The sequence below is a fragment of the Pseudomonas sp. GD03875 genome (assembly GCF_029840585.1).
Classification (GTDB): Bacteria; Pseudomonadota; Gammaproteobacteria; order Pseudomonadales; family Pseudomonadaceae; genus Aquipseudomonas; species Aquipseudomonas paralcaligenes.
In genome coordinates this window covers 39,963-58,409 of sequence record NZ_JAOCCV010000029.1, presented here as the reverse complement: position 1 = coordinate 58,409, position 18,447 = coordinate 39,963, and the positions used below count along the sequence as shown (strand labels likewise).

Genomic DNA, 18,447 nt, shown 5'->3' with positions numbered 1-18,447 from the left:
TGGGCTTATTCGGCGGGGGGTGTTGTCTGTTGGGCTTCCAGTTCCGCCAGCCGGGCTTCCAGTGCCTCAAGACGGGCGCGGGTGCGGGCGAGCACGGCCATCTGGCTGTCGAATTCCTCGCGGCTGACCAGGTCCAGCTTGCCGAATGCGCTCTGCAGCAGGGCCTTGAGCTGGGCCTCGATCTCGCCGCGCGGCAGCGGGGTGTCGCCGCTGAACAGGCGCGAGGCATGGCTGGCAAGGGTATCGAGGATGGCTTTGGGCGGCAGCATGGCGGATTCCGTTGGTAAACGGCGGCCAGTGTAGCACGCCCTCCCCGAGCCCCTTCGCCAGGGGGCGATGCACGATTTTTGATCACCTTGGTGGTTGGCAATGCACCAATGTGGCGCACGGTGCGCCCACTCGGTTTTCCCGGATTCCCCGCTGGAGCCGCCTAACTTCCTGAAAAAGTGGCCTTTTGGCATAGCTGGCAAGCTTTCTGCTTTACACCCCGTGACGCGTGCACCGATGCAGTACCGGTGGACAGGATGAGGCGGGGGAGTGCCTCACCGGATGCGGTTGGTGGCATCGCTCGGGCCGGACGCCGGTGCGGATGATGCGTTTCAAAAGCCAGACACTGCGCTTAGACTTGAGCCGGGTTCGTTTTCCTGGGGCGAGTCCATCAAAACGGGAGAGAGTTTCATGAAACTAGTCACTGCCATCATCAAGCCGTTCAAGCTGGACGACGTGCGCGAGTCGCTGTCGGAGATCGGCGTGCAGGGCATCACCGTGACCGAAGTCAAAGGCTTCGGTCGGCAGAAGGGCCACACCGAGCTGTATCGCGGCGCGGAGTATGTGGTCGATTTCCTGCCCAAGGTGAAGATCGACGTGGCCATCGCCGACGACCAGCTGGACCGTGTCATCGAGGCGATCACCAAGGCGGCCAACACCGGCAAGATCGGTGACGGCAAGATCTTCGTCGTCAATCTGGAACAGGCCATCCGCATCCGTACCGGCGAAACCGGCACCGACGCAGTTTAAGCCTCAGAACCCCCAACACGCCCCAGGAGAAAAACACATGACTCTGCGTAAGATCGCAGGGCTAGGAGCCCTTTTGTCCCTCGTAACCCCTGGCCTGGCCATGGCTGACGAGGCCGTCCTCAACTCCGGCGACACCGCGTGGATGCTGACCGCCACCGCGCTGGTGCTGTTCATGACCATCCCCGGCCTGGCGCTGTTCTACGGCGGCATGGTGCGTTCCAAGAACATTCTCTCGGTGATGATGCAGTGTTTCGCCATCACCGGCCTGATGAGCATCCTCTGGTTCGTCTACGGCTACAGCCTGGCCTTCGACACCACCGGCATGGAGCAGGGCGTCACCAACCTGAACTCCTTCGTCGGCACCCTGAACAACGCCTTCCTGAGCAACCTGACCAAGGACAGCCTGGTCGGTGCCTTCCCGGAAAGCGTGTTCATCACCTTCCAGATGACCTTCGCGATCATCACCCCGGCGCTGATCGTGGGTGCCTTCGCCGAGCGCATGAAGTTCTCCGCGATGCTGATCTTCATGACCGTCTGGTTCACCATCGTCTACGCCCCCATGTGCCACATGGTCTGGTCCGGCGACGGCGCGTTCCTGTGGGATGAAGGCGTGATCGACTTCGCCGGCGGCACCGTGGTGCACATCAACGCCGGTATCGCCGGCCTGGTGGCCTGCCTGGTGCTGGGCAAGCGCAAGGGCTACCCGACCACCCCGATGGCCCCGCACAACCTGGGCTACACCCTGATCGGCGCCGCCATGCTGTGGGTCGGCTGGTTCGGCTTCAACGCCGGCTCCGCCGCCGCTGCCGACGACACCGCGGGCATGGCCATGCTGGTCACCCAGATCGCCACCGCCGCCGCCGCCCTGTCCTGGATGTTCGCCGAGTGGATCACCCACGGTAAGCCGAGCGCCCTGGGCATCGCCTCCGGCGTGGTCGCCGGCCTGGTCGCCATCACCCCGGCCGCTGGCGCCGTGGGCCCGGTGGGCGCCCTGGTGATCGGCCTGGCCGCTGGCGTGATCTGCTTCTTCTGCGCCACCAGCCTGAAGCGCAAGCTGGGCTACGACGACTCCCTCGACGTGTTCGGCGTGCACTGCATCGGCGGCATCGTCGGCGCGATCCTGGTGGGCGCCTTCGGCTCCCCGGCCCTGGGTGGCTTCGGCGAGTTCGAGAGCATCGCCAGCCAGCTGTGGATCCAGACCGAGAGCGTGCTGTTCACCATCGTCTACACCACCGTCCTGACCTACATCATCCTCAAGGTCATCGACCTGGTGATGGGCCTGCGCGTCAGCGAGGAGTCCGAGACCGTCGGCCTCGACCTCTCCGAGCACAACGAGCGCGGCTACAACCTGTAAGCCTCACTGCTGCACCAGACGCCCGGTTCGCCGGGCGTTTTTCTTTCCGCGCCAACGGCGGCGCACCTTGTGCAACCGGTACAACGGAGTACTCGATGGAAAGCACGGCTCTGATTCCCCTGCAGTATGCGCTGGATACCTTCTATCTCCTGATCTGTGGTGCCCTGGTGATGTGGATGGCGGCTGGCTTCGCCATGCTCGAATCCGGCCTGGTACGGGCCAAGAACACCGCGGAGATTCTCACCAAGAACATCGTGCTCTATGCCCTGGCCGCCGTGATGTACCTGCTGATCGGCTACTACGTGATGTATGGCGGGGCCGCCGGTGGCGTGCTGCCGCACTTCGGCTTCCTGATCGGTGCCGAGCACGCGGTGGACCTGGTGGCCGCCGGTGGCGAAGATGCGCCGGGATACTCGAAACGGGCCGACTTCTTCTTCCAAGTGGTGTTCACCGCCACCTGCATGTCCATCGTCTCCGGCGCGGTGGCCGAGCGCATGAAGCTGTGGGCCTTCCTCGCCTTCGCCGTGGTCATGTGTGGTTTGATCTACCCGATCGAGGGCTACTGGACCTGGGGTGGCGGCTTCCTCAAGCAGCTCGGTTTCAAGGACTTCGCCGGCTCCGGCATCGTCCACCTGGCCGGCGCCTCCGCGGCCCTGGCCGGGGTCATCCTGCTCGGCGCGCGCAAGGGCAAGTACGGCAGCCAGGGGCAGATCAACGCGATCCCCGGCGCCAACCTGCCGCTGGCGACGCTCGGCACCCTGATCCTCTGGTTCGGCTGGTTCGGCTTCAACGGCGGCTCCCAGCTCAAGGTCAGCAGCATCGAGGACGCCAATGCCGTCGCCAGCGTGTTCGTGAACACCAACATGGCGGCCGCTGGCGGCCTGCTGGCGGCGCTGGTGGTGGCCCGCGTGCTGTTCGGCAAGGCGGACCTGACCATGATCCTCAACGGCGCCCTGGCCGGGCTGGTGTCCATCACCGCGGAGCCGTCCACCCCCACGGCGGTGCAGGCGACCCTGATCGGCGCGGTGGGCGGTGTGCTGGTGGTGTTCAGCATCCTGATGCTGGAGCGCCTGCGCATCGACGACCCGGTTGGCGCCATCTCGGTGCACGGCACCAGCGGCGTCTGGGGCCTGATGGCGGTGCCCCTGACCAACGGCGGCGCCAGTCTCAGCGTGCAGATGCTCGGCGCGGCCTGCATCTTCGCGTGGGTGTTCGTGGCCAGCCTGGTGGTATGGGGCCTGATCAAGCTGGCCATGGGGCTGCGGGTCAGCGAGGAAGACGAGTACGAAGGCGTCGACATCGCCGAGTGCGGCATGGAGGCCTACCCGGAGTTCACCCGCAAGTGAGCATCCGCAAAGGGCGCTTCGGCGCCCTTTCTTCATGTCCTCTGCGAGCGCTGCGGCAGATTGCAAATTTCCCGCTCGGGCCAGGTGAAAACGCCGCGCACAGTCACTAGAATGCGCCGCCAGTGATGACTGCAGGGAGCGGCCTATGTGGCTGCAACGCACGATCCAGTTGCGCGCCCGGGCGCGGGGCTTCCACCTGGTGACCGACGAGCTGGTGGCAGCGCTGCCCGAACTGGCGGGCTACCGGGTCGGCCTGCTGCACCTCTGGCTGCAGCACACGTCCGCCTCGCTGACCATCAACGAGAACGCCGATGGTGCGGTGCGACGTGACTTCGAGCGTTTCTTCAACCGTCTCGTGCCCCAGGGCGAAGGCGGCTACGAACACGACTACGAAGGGCCGGACGACCTGCCGGCGCACTTCAAGTCCAGCCTGCTGGGGTGCCAGCTGAGCCTGCCGATCGGCGAAGGTCGGTTGAACCTCGGCACCTGGCAGGGCATCTATCTCGGCGAGCATCGCGATCATGGCGGTGCCCGTCGGGTGCTGGCGACCCTGCAGGGCGAGCTGCGCTGATGGCGCGGCCGCCGATGACGTTTTTTTCCAGCGGCATTTTTGCAATGAATGCGGCTGGTCTATAAGTAACCTGCTCTGCGCAAGTCATGAGGTAGAACATGAGCGACGAAGAACTGGAACAGGACGAGCTGGAAGGCGCCGACGAGGAAGAAGGCGATGAGCTGGAGGCGGCCGATTCCGGCGATGACGCCGAGGCCGACAGCGGCGAAGCCGAGTCCGGTGGCAAATCGGGCAAGAAGGCCAAGGCGGCCGACGAGGTCGAGGAGCTGCCCAGCGTAGAAGCCAAGCAGAAGGAGCGCGACGCCCTGGCCATGGCCATGGAGGAGTTCCTCTCCCGTGGCGGCAAGGTCCAGGAGATCGAGCCCAACGTGGTGGCCGACCCGCCCAAGAAGCCGGACAGCAAATACGGCAGCCGCCCCATCTGAGGACGGCCGTCGCCATGAAAGAGCCCGCCATTCGGCGGGCTTTTTCATGACGCTGCTGGTCCTGCCGTGCCGGGCGTGTCGCCCGCCGCTACCCGTGCCAGCAGGCGCTCCATCGCCATGCGGTTGCCGATGGCGTCGAAATGGCTGCGTACATGGGCCACGCCGCCTTCGCCCATGCGCGAACGTGCTGGGTCGTCGGCAAGCATTTCCTCGACCATGCGAGCGAGGCGCTCGGCATCGTTGGCCGGAAAGATCCATCCCGCGCCCGATCTTTCCAGAATCTCGCCAGCCTCGCCGGCAACCCCGCAGAGCACGGGACGACCGCAGGCCATGTAATCCAGCAGTTTGGTGGGAATGGCGCCCTTGAACAGGGGGATGTCCATCAACGTGACCAGGCAGATGTCCGCCGCATTGATGTAGCCCCGAACCTCCTCCTTGGGAATCGGCGGCAGAATGCGCACGTTGCCCAGCCCCAGCGCGTCGAGGCGCGCCTCCAGATGAGGGCGCTTCATGCCGTCGCCTATCAGCAGGAACAGTACGTTCTCCCGCTGGCAGCGGCGCGCGGCCTCCAGTATCACTTCAAGATTGTTGGCTTCTCCCATGGCGCCCAGGTAGAGCACCAGTTCGCGTCCCTGCCAGCCATGCGCACGGCGTACTTCCGCACCGGCCGCTGCGTCCGGGAAGAGCATTCCGGTATCGATGCCGCAGGTGATGACCTCCAGCTTCTCGGCGGGCCAGCCGCGCCGGTGAATGTCGTCGCGAATGCCATGCGTCAAGGCGACTATGTGGGCCGCGTTGTCGTAGAGCACCCGCTCCATCCAGGACATGATGGCGATCAACTGCCGGTTGTGCAGGATGCCCATCTGCACGGCGGACTCCGGCCATAGGTCGCGGACCTCGAAGACCATGGGGATGCGGAGCAGCTTGCACACCAGCCAGATGGGAAACATCGGGAAGATGGGCGGAGAGGAGGCCAGCACCACGTCCGGTCTCGGGGCGACCAGCAGGCCGACTGGGGCCGTCAGCGAGAACGAGATGAAGCCGAGCAGCCTGCCCAGGTAGCTGCGGTGCAGCTGCGAGTAGGTGTAGGTACGGATGACCTGGACCGCACCGTCGCGCTCGCGCCGCAGCAGGCGCTTGTACCAGGGGCGGCCGGACTGCGCGGGCCGCATGTAGCCGGTCTCCCCGGACACCACCGTGACCTCGTGTCCGTTGCCGGCGAGGTGCTGGGTCAGTTCGTAGATCAGCGAATGGCCGGGCGAGGCGTGGCCCTGATAGTACTGGTAGATGACCGCCACTTTCATCGGAACGCCCCATAGATCCGCTTGAGCCGCTCGCCTTCGCGTTCCCAGCTCAATTCCCGGCGTACCTCGAGCAGATTGTCCCGCCAGCGCTGCAGGCGTTGCTCATCGGCGAAGAAGTCCGCGATGGCCGTCGCGATGGTGGCGGGGGTGCCCAGATCGGCCACGCGGCCGATCTGCTGATCCTCCACCAGACGGCGCAGCTCTGGCAGATCGCTGGCGAGAATCGGCAGCCCGGCGGCCACGAATTCGAACAGCTTGTTCGGCGTGCAGTAGTAGTTGTTCAGGCAGATGCCCTGATAGGGGATCACTCCGGCGTCCGCGGCGGCGGTGACGGCCAGCAGCTCGGCCTGGGCTACCGCCGGGTGCAAATGGACCTGTTCCTGCAATCCCCGCTGTGCGACCAGTCGCTGCAGGCTGTGCCACAACTGACCATCGCCCAGCAGGACCAAGTGGATGCTCCTGTCGCTCAGCCGTGCCATCGCCTCGACCAGTTCGACCAGGTTCCGCGTGGCGGAAAGGCCTCCCTGAAAGAGCAGGATCCGATGCGCGGCGGGAATGCCGAAGTGCTTGTGCAGGTACGTCGAGCGTGGCGGCAACTGTCCTACGCGCTCAGCATTGAGAATCACCTCGACCTTGGCCAGTCCGTACCGGGTCTGCAGCTCCTTCGCGATCGACGGGTTGACGGTGATCACCCGGTCGCAGGCATGGATGTGCCGGCGCTCTATCTTCGCCCAGGCCGCCCGCTGGCCCGGAGAAAACTCCTGCTCGCTATAGAGCTCGTGGCTGTCGTAGACCAGGCGTGCACCTAACTCCTCGGCCAGGGCTCTGCCGACCGCCAGCATGGGCAGGTCGTGGGCCACCACGATCTCCGCCGGGTGGCGGCGTCCGTCGGCGAGAAACAGGTTGAGATAGAAGCGTTCCTGATCGACCAGGAAGCGCCAGGCGAACGACTTCAGCAGGCGCATGAGCCGGCCGTTCATCGGCAGATGGCGGCGTACCACACGGTAGATCGCCAGGACCCGGCCTTCCCGGCGCGCCTGCATGCCGGCCGCGCCGAGGCGGACCACGCGCGGGTCCGTTTCCGGGGCGGGCTGGTCGAGCGGCATGGCCAGGATCGTTACCTGCCAGCCGTCTTCCTCCAGGCTGTCCGCCTGGAGCGATATCCGGCGGTCGATCCGGCGGTCGGTGCACAGCATCAGTATTCGCCGCGAGGGCGGCCGGAAATCAGATGCCACCGGGCTGCATGTCCTTGTCGATGAAGATGCGATGCCAGAGTTCCAGGCACAGCAGGCCCCAGACGATACGGCCGAACTCTCGCTCGTCCGTCAGCGCCTTCTCGACCGCTTCCGGGTTGTACAGGCCACGCTGCCGGGCCCGTCCGGAGAGCAGCGTGTCCATCACGAACTCGCGGGCGACACCCTTGGTCCACTGCGTCAGCGGGGTGGGGAAGCCCATCTTGTCCTTGCGCTCGAAGATCGTCTGGGGGACCGCGCTGCGTACCGACTCCTTGAACAGGTGCTTCATGCGGCCGCCGGCGAACTTGATGTTGGGCGGGATGCTGGCCATGAACTCGACGATGCGGTGATCCAGCAGCGGCACGCGCGATTCGATGGAGGCCGCCATGCTGGTGCGATCCTCGACGTGCAGCAACGCCGGCAGGGAGCCTTTCAGGTCGAAGTAGGTCATCTGGTTGACCAGGGAATGCAGTTCGTCGCGGTTGAAGATGCGCTGGAAGGACTCGAACGGCGAATAGTTGCCGGCACCGCGTAACGCCTCGGGGTTGAACAGCTGGCTCATGCCCTCACTGCGATCCGTCAGGCGGAAGTAGCGCTGGTCGTGCGAATTGAACAGTCCATCCATCCACAGGTTCTGCAGCATGGGCTGGTAGGTCGCCAGCAACGGCAGGTTCGGCACGATGGATTCGAGGGAAACCGCGTAGCGCCGCTGGTTCGCCGTCTGGTAGATGGCGCCCGACAGGCATTTCTCCAGGTAGACGGCCATGTAGCGCGCATAGCCGATGAACAGCTCGTCGCCGCCCTGTCCGCCCATCACCACCTTCACATGCTCGCTGGCGAGACGGGAGACGTAGTACTGGGGAATCACGCCGGGGCCGGCCAGCGGCTCGTCCATGTAATACATCAGCCGTGGCAGCACATCGGGCAGTTCATGCCCGGCCGGAATGAAGATTTCGTGGTAGGCCGTACCGGCGAAGGACGAGACCACCTTGGCGTAGGCGGTCTCATCGAATTGGGGCCCCTCGCTGAAGGCCCCGGTGAAGGTCTTCAGCTGCTCGCCCCCGAGCATGCGCGACGCCAGGCAGACGATGGAGCTGGAATCCAGCCCGCCGGAAAGGTGCGCTCCCAGCGGCACATCGGAACGCAGGTGAAGGCGGATGGAGTCGTCGATCAGGCCGGACAGCGTGTCGATGAAGTAGCGCTCGTCGTGCTCCTCGTCGATCTCGTAGCGCAGGTCCCAGTACTGGCGGGTGGCGACCTTGAGCACGTCGCCCTCGTAATGGGCGCTAAGGCAGTGTCCCGGCTCCAGCTTGTCGATGCCCTTGAACAGGGTCTTCTGGTCCAGGCAGAACTGGAAGGTCAGGTAGTCCTGCAGTCCTTCGAAGTTCGCGGCGGCCTCGACACCGGGATCGGCCAGGATCGCCTTGATCTCCGAGGCGAACAGCAGGCGCTGCCCATCGAAACGGTAGTAGAACGGCTTGATGCCGATCCGGTCGCGCGCACAGAACAGCCGCTGCTCGTGCTTGTCCCAGATGGCGAAGGCGAACATGCCGATCAGGCGGTCGACGAACTGCTCGCCCCATTCCCGGTAGGCATAGAGAAGCACTTCGGTATCCGAATAGCTGTGGATCGGATGACCCTTGCCGGTCAGCTCCCGGCGCAACTCCAGGTAGTTGTAGATGGCGCCGTTGAATACCACGACATAGCGGCCATCCTCGGTCGTCATCGGCTGCTTGCCGTGCTCCGGGTCGATGATGGCCAGGCGTACGTGTCCCAGACCGACAGGGCGTTTCTCATCCAGCCAGATGCCGTCGCCATCCGGGCCGCGATGGCGGATCGAGGCCATCATTTGCTGAACTCCATCACGCAGTTGTTCTGGCGGCCCGATGGTCGAAAGAATTCCAGTAATGCCACACATAGTTATTTCGCCTAACCGATCAAGGGACTATTTGTTCTTGCAATTAGCGAAAGGCAGTCGCTGATAGATGCCCAAGAGCTTTTCGCCCTCTACTTCCCAATTAATGAACTCCCTTGCTACGCCCGCTCCCGCGCGCAGCGCCTCCAGCTGCTCCGGGTTTGAGAAAATGGCGTTCACCACGTGGGCAATAGCTTTGGACGATCCCAGATCCGCCAGCTGACCATTGCCATAGGCCTGCACTACATCACGCAAAAAAGGTAGGTCGTTGCTGATAAATGGCAGACCCGCGATGGCGAACTCGAACAGCTTGTTTGGACTGCAGAAATAGTTGTTCTCATCGACGCCGTGGTAGGGAATGATCCCCAGGTCTGCATCACACGTCAGTACATGCAGCTCATCCGAAGGCACACCGCCATAAAACAGCACGCGGTCCTGCAAATCGTTGAGCCGTACTTGTTCTTTGAGTTGCTCCTCGAAAGCGCCATAGCCGACGATAATCAGATAGATGTTGGCAGAGAACTCCTTGGTTGCTCCCACCACCCGCTCGATTCCTCGGTTATCCGAAATCCAGCCCTGGTAGAGGAGGATGTTGGCGTCAGCAGAGAGGCCAAAACGTTCACGCAGCGGCGACGCCTTGGAAATAGGCTTAAGCGGGGCGGCGTTGAGGATTACCTCAGGTGTCGGTATCGCGTATCGCTCGGCCATGATGTCAGCGATGTACGGATTGACAGTGATCGCCGCATCTACCGACTTGATCAGCTTGCATTCCTTGTGCTTGTAACGTTGCTGTACTGTCTTGGGCAGCTGGACTTGAGCGTAATAAAGCTCGTGTGCGTCATATACCAGGGGAATCTTGCGCAAGCGCGCAAGGGCCAGTGCTGGCGCAAGCATCGGGAAATCGTGCGCATGGACGACATCGACTTGGTACTCGAGCAGGCGATCAAACACGAAGTGCTCAAAGCTGTTCAGCCCAGATATCCGACTCGCCCAGGCACGAAATGCTTTCCAGGCCCACTGATGCTTGCGACTGCCTGGCACCAGTTTGTAGCGCTTGCAGAGTGCGGCGAAGCGTGAGTCCGCCCAGTCATAGACGAAGCGTTCGATACGAATGCCGTTGAGTTCATAAGACTCGCGGTTGGAGCATTCGAAACCAGCAAGCAGAGTCACCGAATGACCTTGGGCGACCAAAGTTTCGGCCTCTTGAATGATGCGGCGGTCGATCATCAGGTGATCGGCAGTAACCATCAGAATATTCATGGGTAGGGGGACCGGCTTACTGGCAGTTCTGTAGGTTCAGCCTTTCGGCAATCATGCTCGGATCGTAGGTGCCCGTGCCGATCTGGCCGCCAGTTTCGACACCATGATCTTCAATTCCGTTGTAATAGATACGGTGAGTCTCACCGATATCGACAAAGTCCATCCCATACTTAAGTGAGTCCCATTTTTTATTTGATTTTTTGTAGAAGCTCGCCACCGGCTCACCCAGGCTGTCAAGAAGTGTACCGCCACTGCCAAAACATGTAGCTGTCCAGCTGCGCTCGTTTTCCACAACGACTATGTTCTTGCCGTTGAGCTTGAGTAGCCCTAGGGTGTAGAGACCAACGGATGGGGTATAGATGATAGATGGAACGCCAGCGTTGCCGTTCTGGCCGATCTCGCTTTTCATCACCACGTTGTCATCACCGTGGCGTGCGGTGAAGATAATGTAATCCTTGCCGCCCTGCTGTAGAACGATGGGGTCCAGGGCATTCCCGGCCAGAAATTTCTCCGGCGCACTCCAGTCGAGGCCGTTGATGCTACGTGAACGGTAAAGAGCCGAATACTGACCCGTGCCGTCATCGGAGGCCGCGAAGTAGAGTTCGTAAAGCTTGGAGTCGTTGGTCTGCACTTCACGTACAAACGGAAAGGCGTAGTTACCTTCGAAAGATAGTTCCTTTTCGGAGAAAATGTTGCCCTGCTTGGTGAAGCTGTTCCCATCATCGCTGCTAGTGGCCAGCTTTAGGCGCCAGCGGTGATCGTCACCGTAGGCTGAATACAGCAGCTTTACGCCACTGCTGGTGAGATAGACCGAAGGATATTCGACGTGTAGAGACTCTTCCGAAGATGGCTGAATGGGGATAATAGGAAAATCGCCCCATTTAAACGCATTTGTTAGTCGCGCACTAGTTATCCAGGCTAGCCCGAATGGTACAGCTAATAAAAAGGTTAGCGCTGTTAGGGTTCTGATTAGTTTTCTTTTTCTGATCATCGAGGTCTCTCAAAAAATGCGCCGAATAAAATTAATTTTGCGCAGAAAATAAGCGGAGAGAAACGAAAGGAGTGTCACGAAGAAGAATGTCATCGGAATCTCTATCAATGGGGTCATGAGTGTGGTAGACATCTTTCCATAAATATACCTCATCAGCTCCATAAACATGGGGTGGGTGATATACACAAGTAGAGTGAGTGGGGCGAGGGCTTTAAGAAAAGAAAAATTCAAACGTTCTGCTGCTCGAAGCCCTAGCCCCCATACGCCAATGGCAAGCGCTAGAACCGTCGGACTAAAGTAGCTGTAAAAATAAAGCTTCCAAGCATAGTCACTTCCCATTCCATAGGCTAGTGCCTGGGTTCCTAGTACAGTAACGGCGTACCCGGCAAACACAATCTTTCCATAGGGAAGGTCGGGCTTATATCTGTAAAGATAATAGCCAATCAGGAAATAGCAAATATATGGCCATGAAAAGGTGCTGCCGTTCGGGGTGTAGGTTCCGGAAAATGTGCTCCAAGCAAAGCTCGTTATTGTGATTAGGCTGATGGCAATAATAGCGTTTCGAAGATCAGATCTTCCCATGCTGAGCACGGCTTGGGATAAGGGGGGGGCGATCAGATACAAACCGATGATTAGGTAAAAGAAATGTAGGTGATAATACGGTACGCCCTTGACTATGTCGGAGGCAAATGCTGATGCATTAAAATTTCCTTGGAAATATTTAATCCAAAGTGCATAGATTAAGATCGAAATCGCTAGAGCGGCAAGCATTCGTGGGGCGCGATATCTTAGTATGTGCGCATATGTCGTATTTTTCTTGCCCAAAAGCAAGGCTGCACTGAGCATTACAAATACCGGGACACACCAGTGAGTCAAAGAACTCACGGAGTTGCCCAGCAACCATCCCCAGAAGCCAAGCTCATCCTGCATATATATTGGGCGGGCTGAAATGTGCAGAAGGATAACTGCCAAGCATGCCAGTACACGAACAAAATCTAAGTTTCTATCCCGTGCCTTGGCAGGCTCATTAGCGGCTTTCGAGGTCATAAAAATCCATGATCTATTGATGGTGGACATCAAGATAATCTGCTTGGTGTTCTGTTCAATATTCTTGAGTATATGCAGGATATTTTCTGAGCAATGCTTTCGCTGGAAAACCTCAGCTCGGTTACCTTGCGAATTAGTTGCGGGTTGAGCTCTTTACTATGCCGAGCCATGATGATTATGCCTTCTGCCAACTCATTGACCGACATTCCAACGACTAGCCCTAGGCTGGGGGTGGACACAATTTCTTTGGGGCCGCCGCACTGAGTAGTGAGTACCGGGAGGCCGCAGCTCATTGCCTCAATAGCGACCACACCGAAGGTTTCGCTTTCGCTGCAAATGACTAGAAAATCCGAGTCGCGGTAGTGCCTTACCAATTGATCGCGGTCGGCCAGACCGGGTAGCTCCACCCATTGGCTCAGTCCCAACTCGTCGATTCTGGCGCGGATCAGACTTTCCTGTTCGCCATTGCCAACTAGCCGCAGCCGCAATTGCGGCACCTGAGCCACTGCGAGAGCAAAAGCTTCCAATAAAACTGGTACACGCTTGACCGGAACGAAGTGGCCAACCCACGTCATACGGATAAAGCCGTCATCTTCGCGGCTTTCGCCAGGTAGGAAGTGGTCGGTATCTACTAGGTTAGCTACTACCTGCTGCTCTAGGTCGCTACGTAGGTTGACCTGACTGCGGATGTCGCCAAGTAGTTTCTCGCTTACCGCGATGACTAGATCAGCAGCATTCAATGCCTTCTGCGTCATACGCCGCAGATATGGGGTGCGTGTAAGGGTAGAAAACGGTCCTGTGTGCTCAGTAATCACTAGAGGACGGCCGAGTTTCTTTGCCAAATGACGGCCGGCGTTACCGTCGGTGTAGGCGGTATGCGCGTGTATCAAGTCGAACGGGAAGTCTTGGGCAATCCAGTCGGCTTGTTGAATCAGGCCGTGGCTGTAGGTTGTCGCATGAGCTTGGAAGGGTAGTAGTTGGCTGACTACGTAGGGGAAGCGAAGCAGTGGCACGCCATCCCATTCTTCCCAAGTCTGAACACGTTGGGCCTTATAGTGCTTTAGAGCGCGCAAGATCATCCGCGGGTTGGTCGTGTTTATCCAGAATGGCTCACCGCTAACCACGCGAGCATCAATGCCACTGGCACGCAACGCCTTGACTTGGTCGTGGACGAAGATCCCTCCCGCAGGGTGGTAGTCACGCGGGTACATGTGTGAGAGCACCAAAATCCGCTGAGAGGTTTTTTTCGTCTCGGAAGTCGTTTCGCCAAGTAGCAATTGCATAGACTCCACCAGCAATTTTTGCTCGGCCAGAGATTGCTGGGCGTCATTTAGCGAAGAGGCTGCTGATTGCCGCACCTTGCCGACCTCCTCGACCAGCGAACTGACTTGTTGCTGAAGTGACGTTCTTTCCAGCTCCGTACCGGAATAACGCTCCTGTAGTAATTTGTGTTCCTTACCGAGCCGGCTATTGTGCAACATGAGCTGCTCATAGTCGTTTCGCTGTGCACTGAGATCGGTTTGCAGATTCAAAAGGCTCTCCTCCTGCTGATCCTGTGCCTGCTTCAGAGTGGCCACCAAGGTCTGGTTTTCCTCCAGGTCCAGTGACAGCTTCTGATTGAGCCTCTGCTGCTCATTGAGCTCCTGATTCTGCGCAATCAGATACGCCTTCTGCTGTTCGTACGTGGCCTCGAGGCGAGCCGCCATGGCTTTGGTGTTCTCAAGGTCAGCGGCGAGGTGCTGACAAGCTTCGTTTTGGGATTCCAGCTGCTCGGTGAGTGTCTGTATCTGTGTAGCCTGTTTGGCAGCGATTTCATCACGTAGGACGAGCTCGCTTTCGAGTTGAGCTCGACGAGCTTCCAGTTCGTTGGCGATACGGTTGATTTCCGTTTGGCTGGCACTCAGGCGTTCGATCAGCTCCGCCTGCTCGGCTTGGGCTTTCTTTGCAGCAACTAGTTCGGTTGTATCGGGCGCCTGGAGTCGAACCTGTAGTGCCCGAATATATTCAGCTTGCTCGCTGTTGATCTTGCTGAGCGTATTGAGGCGCCCTTCGAGTTCGGCACGTCGCGCCTCGATATCATTAGCCAGTTGATTGAGTGATTCGATCATGCTGGCCTGCTGAGTCAGCAGGCCGTCTTTCTCGTGCAGCGCAAGCTCCAGCCGTGCGCGGGTGGATTCCAGTGTTTCAGCCAGGACAAGGAGCGAAGACAGCTGTGCGGAAACTGTGGGATCGTCAGCGAAGCACTCGGTGACAACATCCGCTTCGTTACTCGCCGGATAGTCGAAGAGCAAGGCCGGATCATCCTCCGGCTGGTAGATTCTCAGGATGCAGCCGTGAGGCCCATGTGGTAGCGGCGGCACGTCGAATCCGGCGGTATCGATTGAGGCGCAGGTGACATAGTGGCCGCGCACGTGATCGTAGATTTCGAGTGATGCAATACGACCCCGTTCCAGGGTTACACGCCGCGGGCGCCGAGCCAGCACCAGCAGTGCATGATCCAGCGCCTCGCCGACTAGATAAGCGGAGGCGGGATGGTTTATTGGATCCTGGTAGATTGGCAGCTCGCTGAGCTGAATGCTGGTAATCGGCGGCTGTTGGCGTAGCTCCTGCTTGTGCGGCAGCTGCGAGACGGCTACCGCACCACGCTCGAACAGCACCAGTATTTCGCTCTGCGACGGAACCGGTCGCAATCCTTGAGCGGAGAGCATGGCTTGCAGTGCCTCAAAGCGGCGTTGCAGTTGCTGAGCGCTTTCGGATAACGCCAGAGCTCCCCGGCGCCTGGCGCAAACCGGGCACATGGCATCCTCGAACGGATAATCTAGGCCACTCAAGCGGCGTCCAGCCTCCAGGATATCGCGATCCTGATAGACCCAGCGCTCCCCGGACAGCTGCACTGCAACTGGGGTGAAAGCAGGTGCGAACAGAGCCAGCACGTCATCTAGACGGTAGTTACGCTGGTGCAAGTGGGCATGATAGGTCTTCCCGCAATGTGGGCAGTTCACCTGTGCACTTTCCAGCAATTCTTGGTAGGGAACCGCGATCAGCACGTAGCGCGAGGAGACTCTGGCGATCTCGCCCAGAGCCTCGGTGTAGATACCGTCCGGTAAGTGCTCGATCACATCGCTGGACAGCACCAGATCGAAGCTTCGATCCTTGAACGGCAGTGCTCGCATGTCGGCGACCAAGCATGGCACCTGAACATGCGCCAGAGCTGATTCGCTGATGTCGCAGCCGGTAACCCTCCATCGAGGCATCAACAGATTGGTGATGATCCCGTTACCGCAGCCTGCATCGAGAATGCTCTGAACATCCTTCGGTATCATCGCGATGACATCGTCTGCGACGGCCAGTTGCTCTCGTACCGGGGCACGTTTCCACAAACCCTGCTGTGAGAAATAATTGCGCTCAGTGTGTGTATTCACACCAATGCGTCCTTGTCTGACCAGTCGACATGATGCACAACGAGTCCGCGCTCCATACGGACATCAGCCGGCGATACAATGCGAATACGGTACATGCGGTCGTGCACGTCCAGAGGGCGTTCGCCGTGCGTTTCGGCTTCGGTCATACCATCGAAGATACCAACCGAAACAACGTAATCGCCTGCGCCGATCATCAGAGGGGCAAAGTGGGCCTCGACAGACCCGCGACGACGGTGCGAAGAGGCGCTGACAAACGGGGAAACTACTTGGGAGATGCAGCGCCCGTCCATGCCATAGATGCAGATAATGAATGCCATATTCGCGACATCCAGTTTGGCACCCCACTGAATTCTGACCGTGAGCGTTTCTCCAAACGACAGTACGCGTCGTGATTCTCTTGTCCCATCGAGGAAGTCCACACTTTCCAGCCAAGCACTACCTTCGCCATATTCGAAGTCGGTGCGTGCTGAGGATGGGACTGGTACTTCCGGAATCGAACGGCCCTGATTAATGGAGAGCGGTAGCCGCTGACAAATTGCCTGATCCAACGGCGCCGAACGGGTCTGGATTGTTCCCAGCGTTATGTATTCGATGCCATCGAATACTTGGCAGTACAGCGTTTCGCCGTCCACCGCGCCGCCATGTTCGATACTGATGGAAAACTCGGAGATGTCGCCCAGGCCCAGTGGCACCTTGATGCTGATCGGTGCATGCCGGTAGCTGCCACCGCACTCCTTGAATTCGCGAAAGGTCCGGCCCTGTGCATCGGTCTGTGAAGCACTCCAGTTCATGTAGCTGGCGGCGGTCAGCAGGTGTACACGCTGCGAGCGGTCGTCATCCAGGGCATTGCCCACCAGCACGTTATCTATCACTTGGCCATGGTGCTCCAAGGTAACGCTGAAGACCTTCAATGGCTGGGTTGGCGCGGTATCGTTGGCGCTGATCAGGCGCACGATGAACACCCTGTCGATATCCGAGTCGGTAAGCAACTCGCTGACATCGCCCCGACTGAGTTTCAGATTGATGGCACGCAGGCGCAGCTCTTCTTGTTTACGGATCGATGCGGCGTAGGACTTGCCGATCTCGATAGGGTCTCCATCGGCGATAATGCGTCCTCGCTCCAGCCACACGGCGCGGTCACAGATCATCTGTACCGCTGACATGTCATGGGAGACGAACAGAACCGTTGAGCCCTGCGCAGTAAGTGCGCGCATACGCTTGGCCGATTTACCGGCGAAGTAGGCGTCGCCTGCTCCCAGTATCTCATCGATGATCAGGATTTCCGGGCGTACGGCGGTCGCTGCGGCAAATGCCAGGCGGGAATACATTCCGGAGGAGTATGTCTTCACCGGCTTATCGATGAACTCTTCCAGTTCGGCGAATTCCAGTACATCGTCCAGCAGTTGCTGGGCCCTAAGGCCGGTCACTCCCTGGTAGGCGAAGGACGAAAGGACATTGTCGCGGCCACTGAATTCGGGGTGAAAACCGGTGCCCAATTCCATCAGTGCTTGGACCTTGCCACGCACCCTGACCGACCCCAAGGTGGGCTTGATCAGCCCGGCGATCAGCTTGAGCAGCGTGCTCTTTCCCGCACCATTGCGCCCCACCAGTCCGACACGCTGGCCCGGCTCGATGCTCAGCGACATATTGCGCACTGCCCAGAACTCTTCATAACGCGAGCGCGACACTGGTAGTCCGAGCGCTTCAAGCATGCGATGACGTGGCGAATGGAAGGTTCTGTACATTTTGGCGATGGACGCCAATTCGATAATCGGTTCAGACATAGTCGGCGAACAGTGGCTTGAGTCGCTTGAAAACAAAGCCGCCGAACAGGAAAGTAACGGTAGCGATCACCGAGAAGATACCGAGCAGATCCAAACGCAGGACGCCGACATAGGCAGCGTCGCGGTAGAGCATGATCAGATAGTACAACGGGTTGGGATACATGAAGGGCAATAGTTCCTTGGGAATCATTTCCTGGGTATAGGCGATTGGCGAGATCAACATCAGGAACAGAATGATCACTGCGACGATCTGGTTGAGGTCTGGTGCGAATACGTTTATCGCCGACAGCAGCCAGATCAGCCCGATGGTGAAGATGATCTGCAGGGCCAATATCAGAGGAAGCGCCAATTGCGTTGTGTGCACGATGCCGCGGCCCCAGAGAACCGATAGCAGCAACAACAGGCCGACCAGCATCGTCACGCTGCTGGCTAGCACCGTTTTCACCGGAATCAGATCAATTGGGAACAGCGTGTTTTTCACCAACCCCTTATTGGCTACCACCGAACCGACACCATTGCCCAAGGCCTCGGCGAATCCTAGGAAGGGTACAAGCCCGCAGAAAATCAGCAGGACATAATCAAATGTGCTGTATTCGGCGACCCGCACGCGATAGATCATCGTGTAGACAACTGCGTACAGCCCCAGAAACAAAAGTGGGTAGAGAAACATCCAGGCCACGCCGAAGATCGTACCTGTGAAGCGCCCTCTGATATCGGTGAGAGTGGTGGCCCAGAGAATTCTGCTGTGGCGCAGGATAATCAACAGCGAATCCATA

General features: G+C 59.3%; 15 protein-coding genes. 5 read left to right on the top strand and 10 right to left on the bottom strand.

The window, feature by feature from the left end:
* Positions 1–5 precede the first annotated feature (5 nt).
* Positions 6–269, bottom strand: a complete 264-nt coding sequence (locus N5D30_RS20705; protein ID WP_279910503.1) for an accessory factor UbiK family protein — start codon at positions 267–269, stop codon at positions 6–8.
* 409 nt (positions 270–678) lie between these two features.
* Here N5D30_RS20705 and glnK point away from each other — a divergent pair, with 409 nt between their 5' ends.
* From glnK to sutA, 5 genes are all read left to right on the top strand, one after another.
* A complete protein-coding gene (gene glnK / locus N5D30_RS20700) occupies positions 679–1,017 on the top strand; it encodes a P-II family nitrogen regulator (RefSeq protein WP_021700071.1) in 339 nt (112 codons plus the stop codon).
* Positions 1,018–1,054: 37 nt separating this feature from the next.
* Positions 1,055–2,371: an ammonium transporter gene (locus N5D30_RS20695; protein ID WP_220812528.1), complete on the top strand. Its 1,317-nt coding sequence runs from the start codon at positions 1,055–1,057 to the stop codon at positions 2,369–2,371.
* A 95-nt stretch (positions 2,372–2,466) separates the two neighbouring features.
* The gene (locus N5D30_RS20690) at positions 2,467–3,717 is read left to right on the top strand and encodes an ammonium transporter (RefSeq protein ID WP_279902931.1); all 1,251 of its coding nucleotides are present in this window, start codon (positions 2,467–2,469) and stop codon (positions 3,715–3,717) included.
* A 145-nt stretch (positions 3,718–3,862) separates the two neighbouring features.
* Positions 3,863–4,288 carry a secondary thiamine-phosphate synthase enzyme YjbQ gene (locus N5D30_RS20685; RefSeq protein ID WP_279902929.1) on the top strand — a complete coding sequence of 142 codons (426 nt, stop codon included), beginning with the start codon at positions 3,863–3,865 and terminating at the stop codon, positions 4,286–4,288.
* A gap of 98 nt (positions 4,289–4,386) precedes the next feature.
* Positions 4,387–4,713, top strand: a complete 327-nt coding sequence (sutA, locus tag N5D30_RS20680; RefSeq protein WP_279910502.1) for a transcriptional regulator SutA — start codon at positions 4,387–4,389, stop codon at positions 4,711–4,713.
* A 44-nt stretch (positions 4,714–4,757) separates the two neighbouring features.
* On the opposite strand, the gene N5D30_RS20675 is transcribed toward sutA, so the two are convergent.
* From N5D30_RS20675 to N5D30_RS20635, 9 genes are read right to left on the bottom strand one after another with little or no spacing between them, the layout of a single operon-like run.
* Positions 4,758–6,017 carry a glycosyltransferase family 4 protein gene (locus N5D30_RS20675; RefSeq protein ID WP_279910501.1) on the bottom strand — a complete coding sequence of 420 codons (1,260 nt, stop codon included), beginning with the start codon at positions 6,015–6,017 and terminating at the stop codon, positions 4,758–4,760.
* Positions 6,014–7,213, bottom strand: coding sequence for a glycosyltransferase (locus N5D30_RS20670; protein WP_279910500.1), 1,200 nt, complete (start codon positions 7,211–7,213; stop codon positions 6,014–6,016). The genes N5D30_RS20675 and N5D30_RS20670 overlap by 4 nt, the downstream gene beginning before the upstream one ends.
* Before the next feature lie 28 nt (positions 7,214–7,241).
* Positions 7,242–9,170 carry an asparagine synthase (glutamine-hydrolyzing) gene (gene asnB, locus N5D30_RS20665; protein ID WP_279910499.1) on the bottom strand — a complete coding sequence of 643 codons (1,929 nt, stop codon included), beginning with the start codon at positions 9,168–9,170 and terminating at the stop codon, positions 7,242–7,244.
* A 27-nt stretch (positions 9,171–9,197) separates the two neighbouring features.
* Entirely contained in the window at positions 9,198–10,427 is a 1,230-nt protein-coding gene (locus N5D30_RS20660; protein ID WP_279910498.1) for a glycosyltransferase, read from the bottom strand.
* Between the two features lie 16 nt (positions 10,428–10,443).
* Positions 10,444–11,418: a hypothetical protein gene (locus N5D30_RS20655; RefSeq protein WP_279910497.1), complete on the bottom strand. Its 975-nt coding sequence runs from the start codon at positions 11,416–11,418 to the stop codon at positions 10,444–10,446.
* 9 nt (positions 11,419–11,427) lie between these two features.
* Positions 11,428–12,495: an acyltransferase family protein gene (locus N5D30_RS20650; protein ID WP_279910495.1), complete on the bottom strand. Its 1,068-nt coding sequence runs from the start codon at positions 12,493–12,495 to the stop codon at positions 11,428–11,430.
* Positions 12,495–15,887: a glycosyltransferase gene (locus tag N5D30_RS20645; RefSeq protein ID WP_279910494.1), complete on the bottom strand. Its 3,393-nt coding sequence runs from the start codon at positions 15,885–15,887 to the stop codon at positions 12,495–12,497. The genes N5D30_RS20650 and N5D30_RS20645 overlap by 1 nt, the downstream gene beginning before the upstream one ends.
* Positions 15,884–17,671 (bottom strand): ABC transporter ATP-binding protein, encoded by a 1,788-nt coding sequence (locus tag N5D30_RS20640; protein WP_279910493.1) that lies wholly within the window; start codon positions 17,669–17,671, stop codon positions 15,884–15,886. Before N5D30_RS20640 ends, N5D30_RS20645 begins: the two co-directional genes overlap by 4 nt.
* On the bottom strand, positions 17,664–18,446 hold the full coding sequence (locus N5D30_RS20635) for an ABC transporter permease (protein WP_279910492.1): 783 nt from the start codon (positions 18,444–18,446) through the stop codon (positions 17,664–17,666). The genes N5D30_RS20640 and N5D30_RS20635 overlap by 8 nt, the downstream gene beginning before the upstream one ends.
* Position 18,447: the final 1 nt, after the last annotated feature.

Bases quoted from the DNA above. Each gene is read 5' to 3' on its own strand.
- glnK (WP_021700071.1), top strand. From the start codon at position 679: ATGAAACTAGTCACTGCCATCATCAAGCCGTTCAAGCTGGACGACGTG.
- N5D30_RS20635 (WP_279910492.1), bottom strand. From the start codon at position 18,446: ATGGATTCGCTGTTGATTATCCTGCGCCACAGCAGAATTCTCTGGGCC.
- N5D30_RS20650 (WP_279910495.1), bottom strand. From the start codon at position 12,495: ATGTCCACCATCAATAGATCATGGATTTTTATGACCTCGAAAGCCGCT.
- sutA (WP_279910502.1), top strand. From the start codon at position 4,387: ATGAGCGACGAAGAACTGGAACAGGACGAGCTGGAAGGCGCCGACGAG.
- N5D30_RS20670 (WP_279910500.1), bottom strand. From the start codon at position 7,213: ATGCTGTGCACCGACCGCCGGATCGACCGCCGGATATCGCTCCAGGCG.
- N5D30_RS20660 (WP_279910498.1), bottom strand. From the start codon at position 10,427: ATGAATATTCTGATGGTTACTGCCGATCACCTGATGATCGACCGCCGC.
- N5D30_RS20695 (WP_220812528.1), top strand. From the start codon at position 1,055: ATGACTCTGCGTAAGATCGCAGGGCTAGGAGCCCTTTTGTCCCTCGTA.
- N5D30_RS20690 (WP_279902931.1), top strand. From the start codon at position 2,467: ATGGAAAGCACGGCTCTGATTCCCCTGCAGTATGCGCTGGATACCTTC.
- N5D30_RS20675 (WP_279910501.1), bottom strand. From the start codon at position 6,017: ATGAAAGTGGCGGTCATCTACCAGTACTATCAGGGCCACGCCTCGCCC.
- N5D30_RS20655 (WP_279910497.1), bottom strand. From the start codon at position 11,418: ATGATCAGAAAAAGAAAACTAATCAGAACCCTAACAGCGCTAACCTTT.
- N5D30_RS20640 (WP_279910493.1), bottom strand. From the start codon at position 17,671: ATGTCTGAACCGATTATCGAATTGGCGTCCATCGCCAAAATGTACAGA.
- asnB (WP_279910499.1), bottom strand. From the start codon at position 9,170: ATGTGTGGCATTACTGGAATTCTTTCGACCATCGGGCCGCCAGAACAA.
- N5D30_RS20705 (WP_279910503.1), bottom strand. From the start codon at position 269: ATGCTGCCGCCCAAAGCCATCCTCGATACCCTTGCCAGCCATGCCTCG.
- N5D30_RS20685 (WP_279902929.1), top strand. From the start codon at position 3,863: ATGTGGCTGCAACGCACGATCCAGTTGCGCGCCCGGGCGCGGGGCTTC.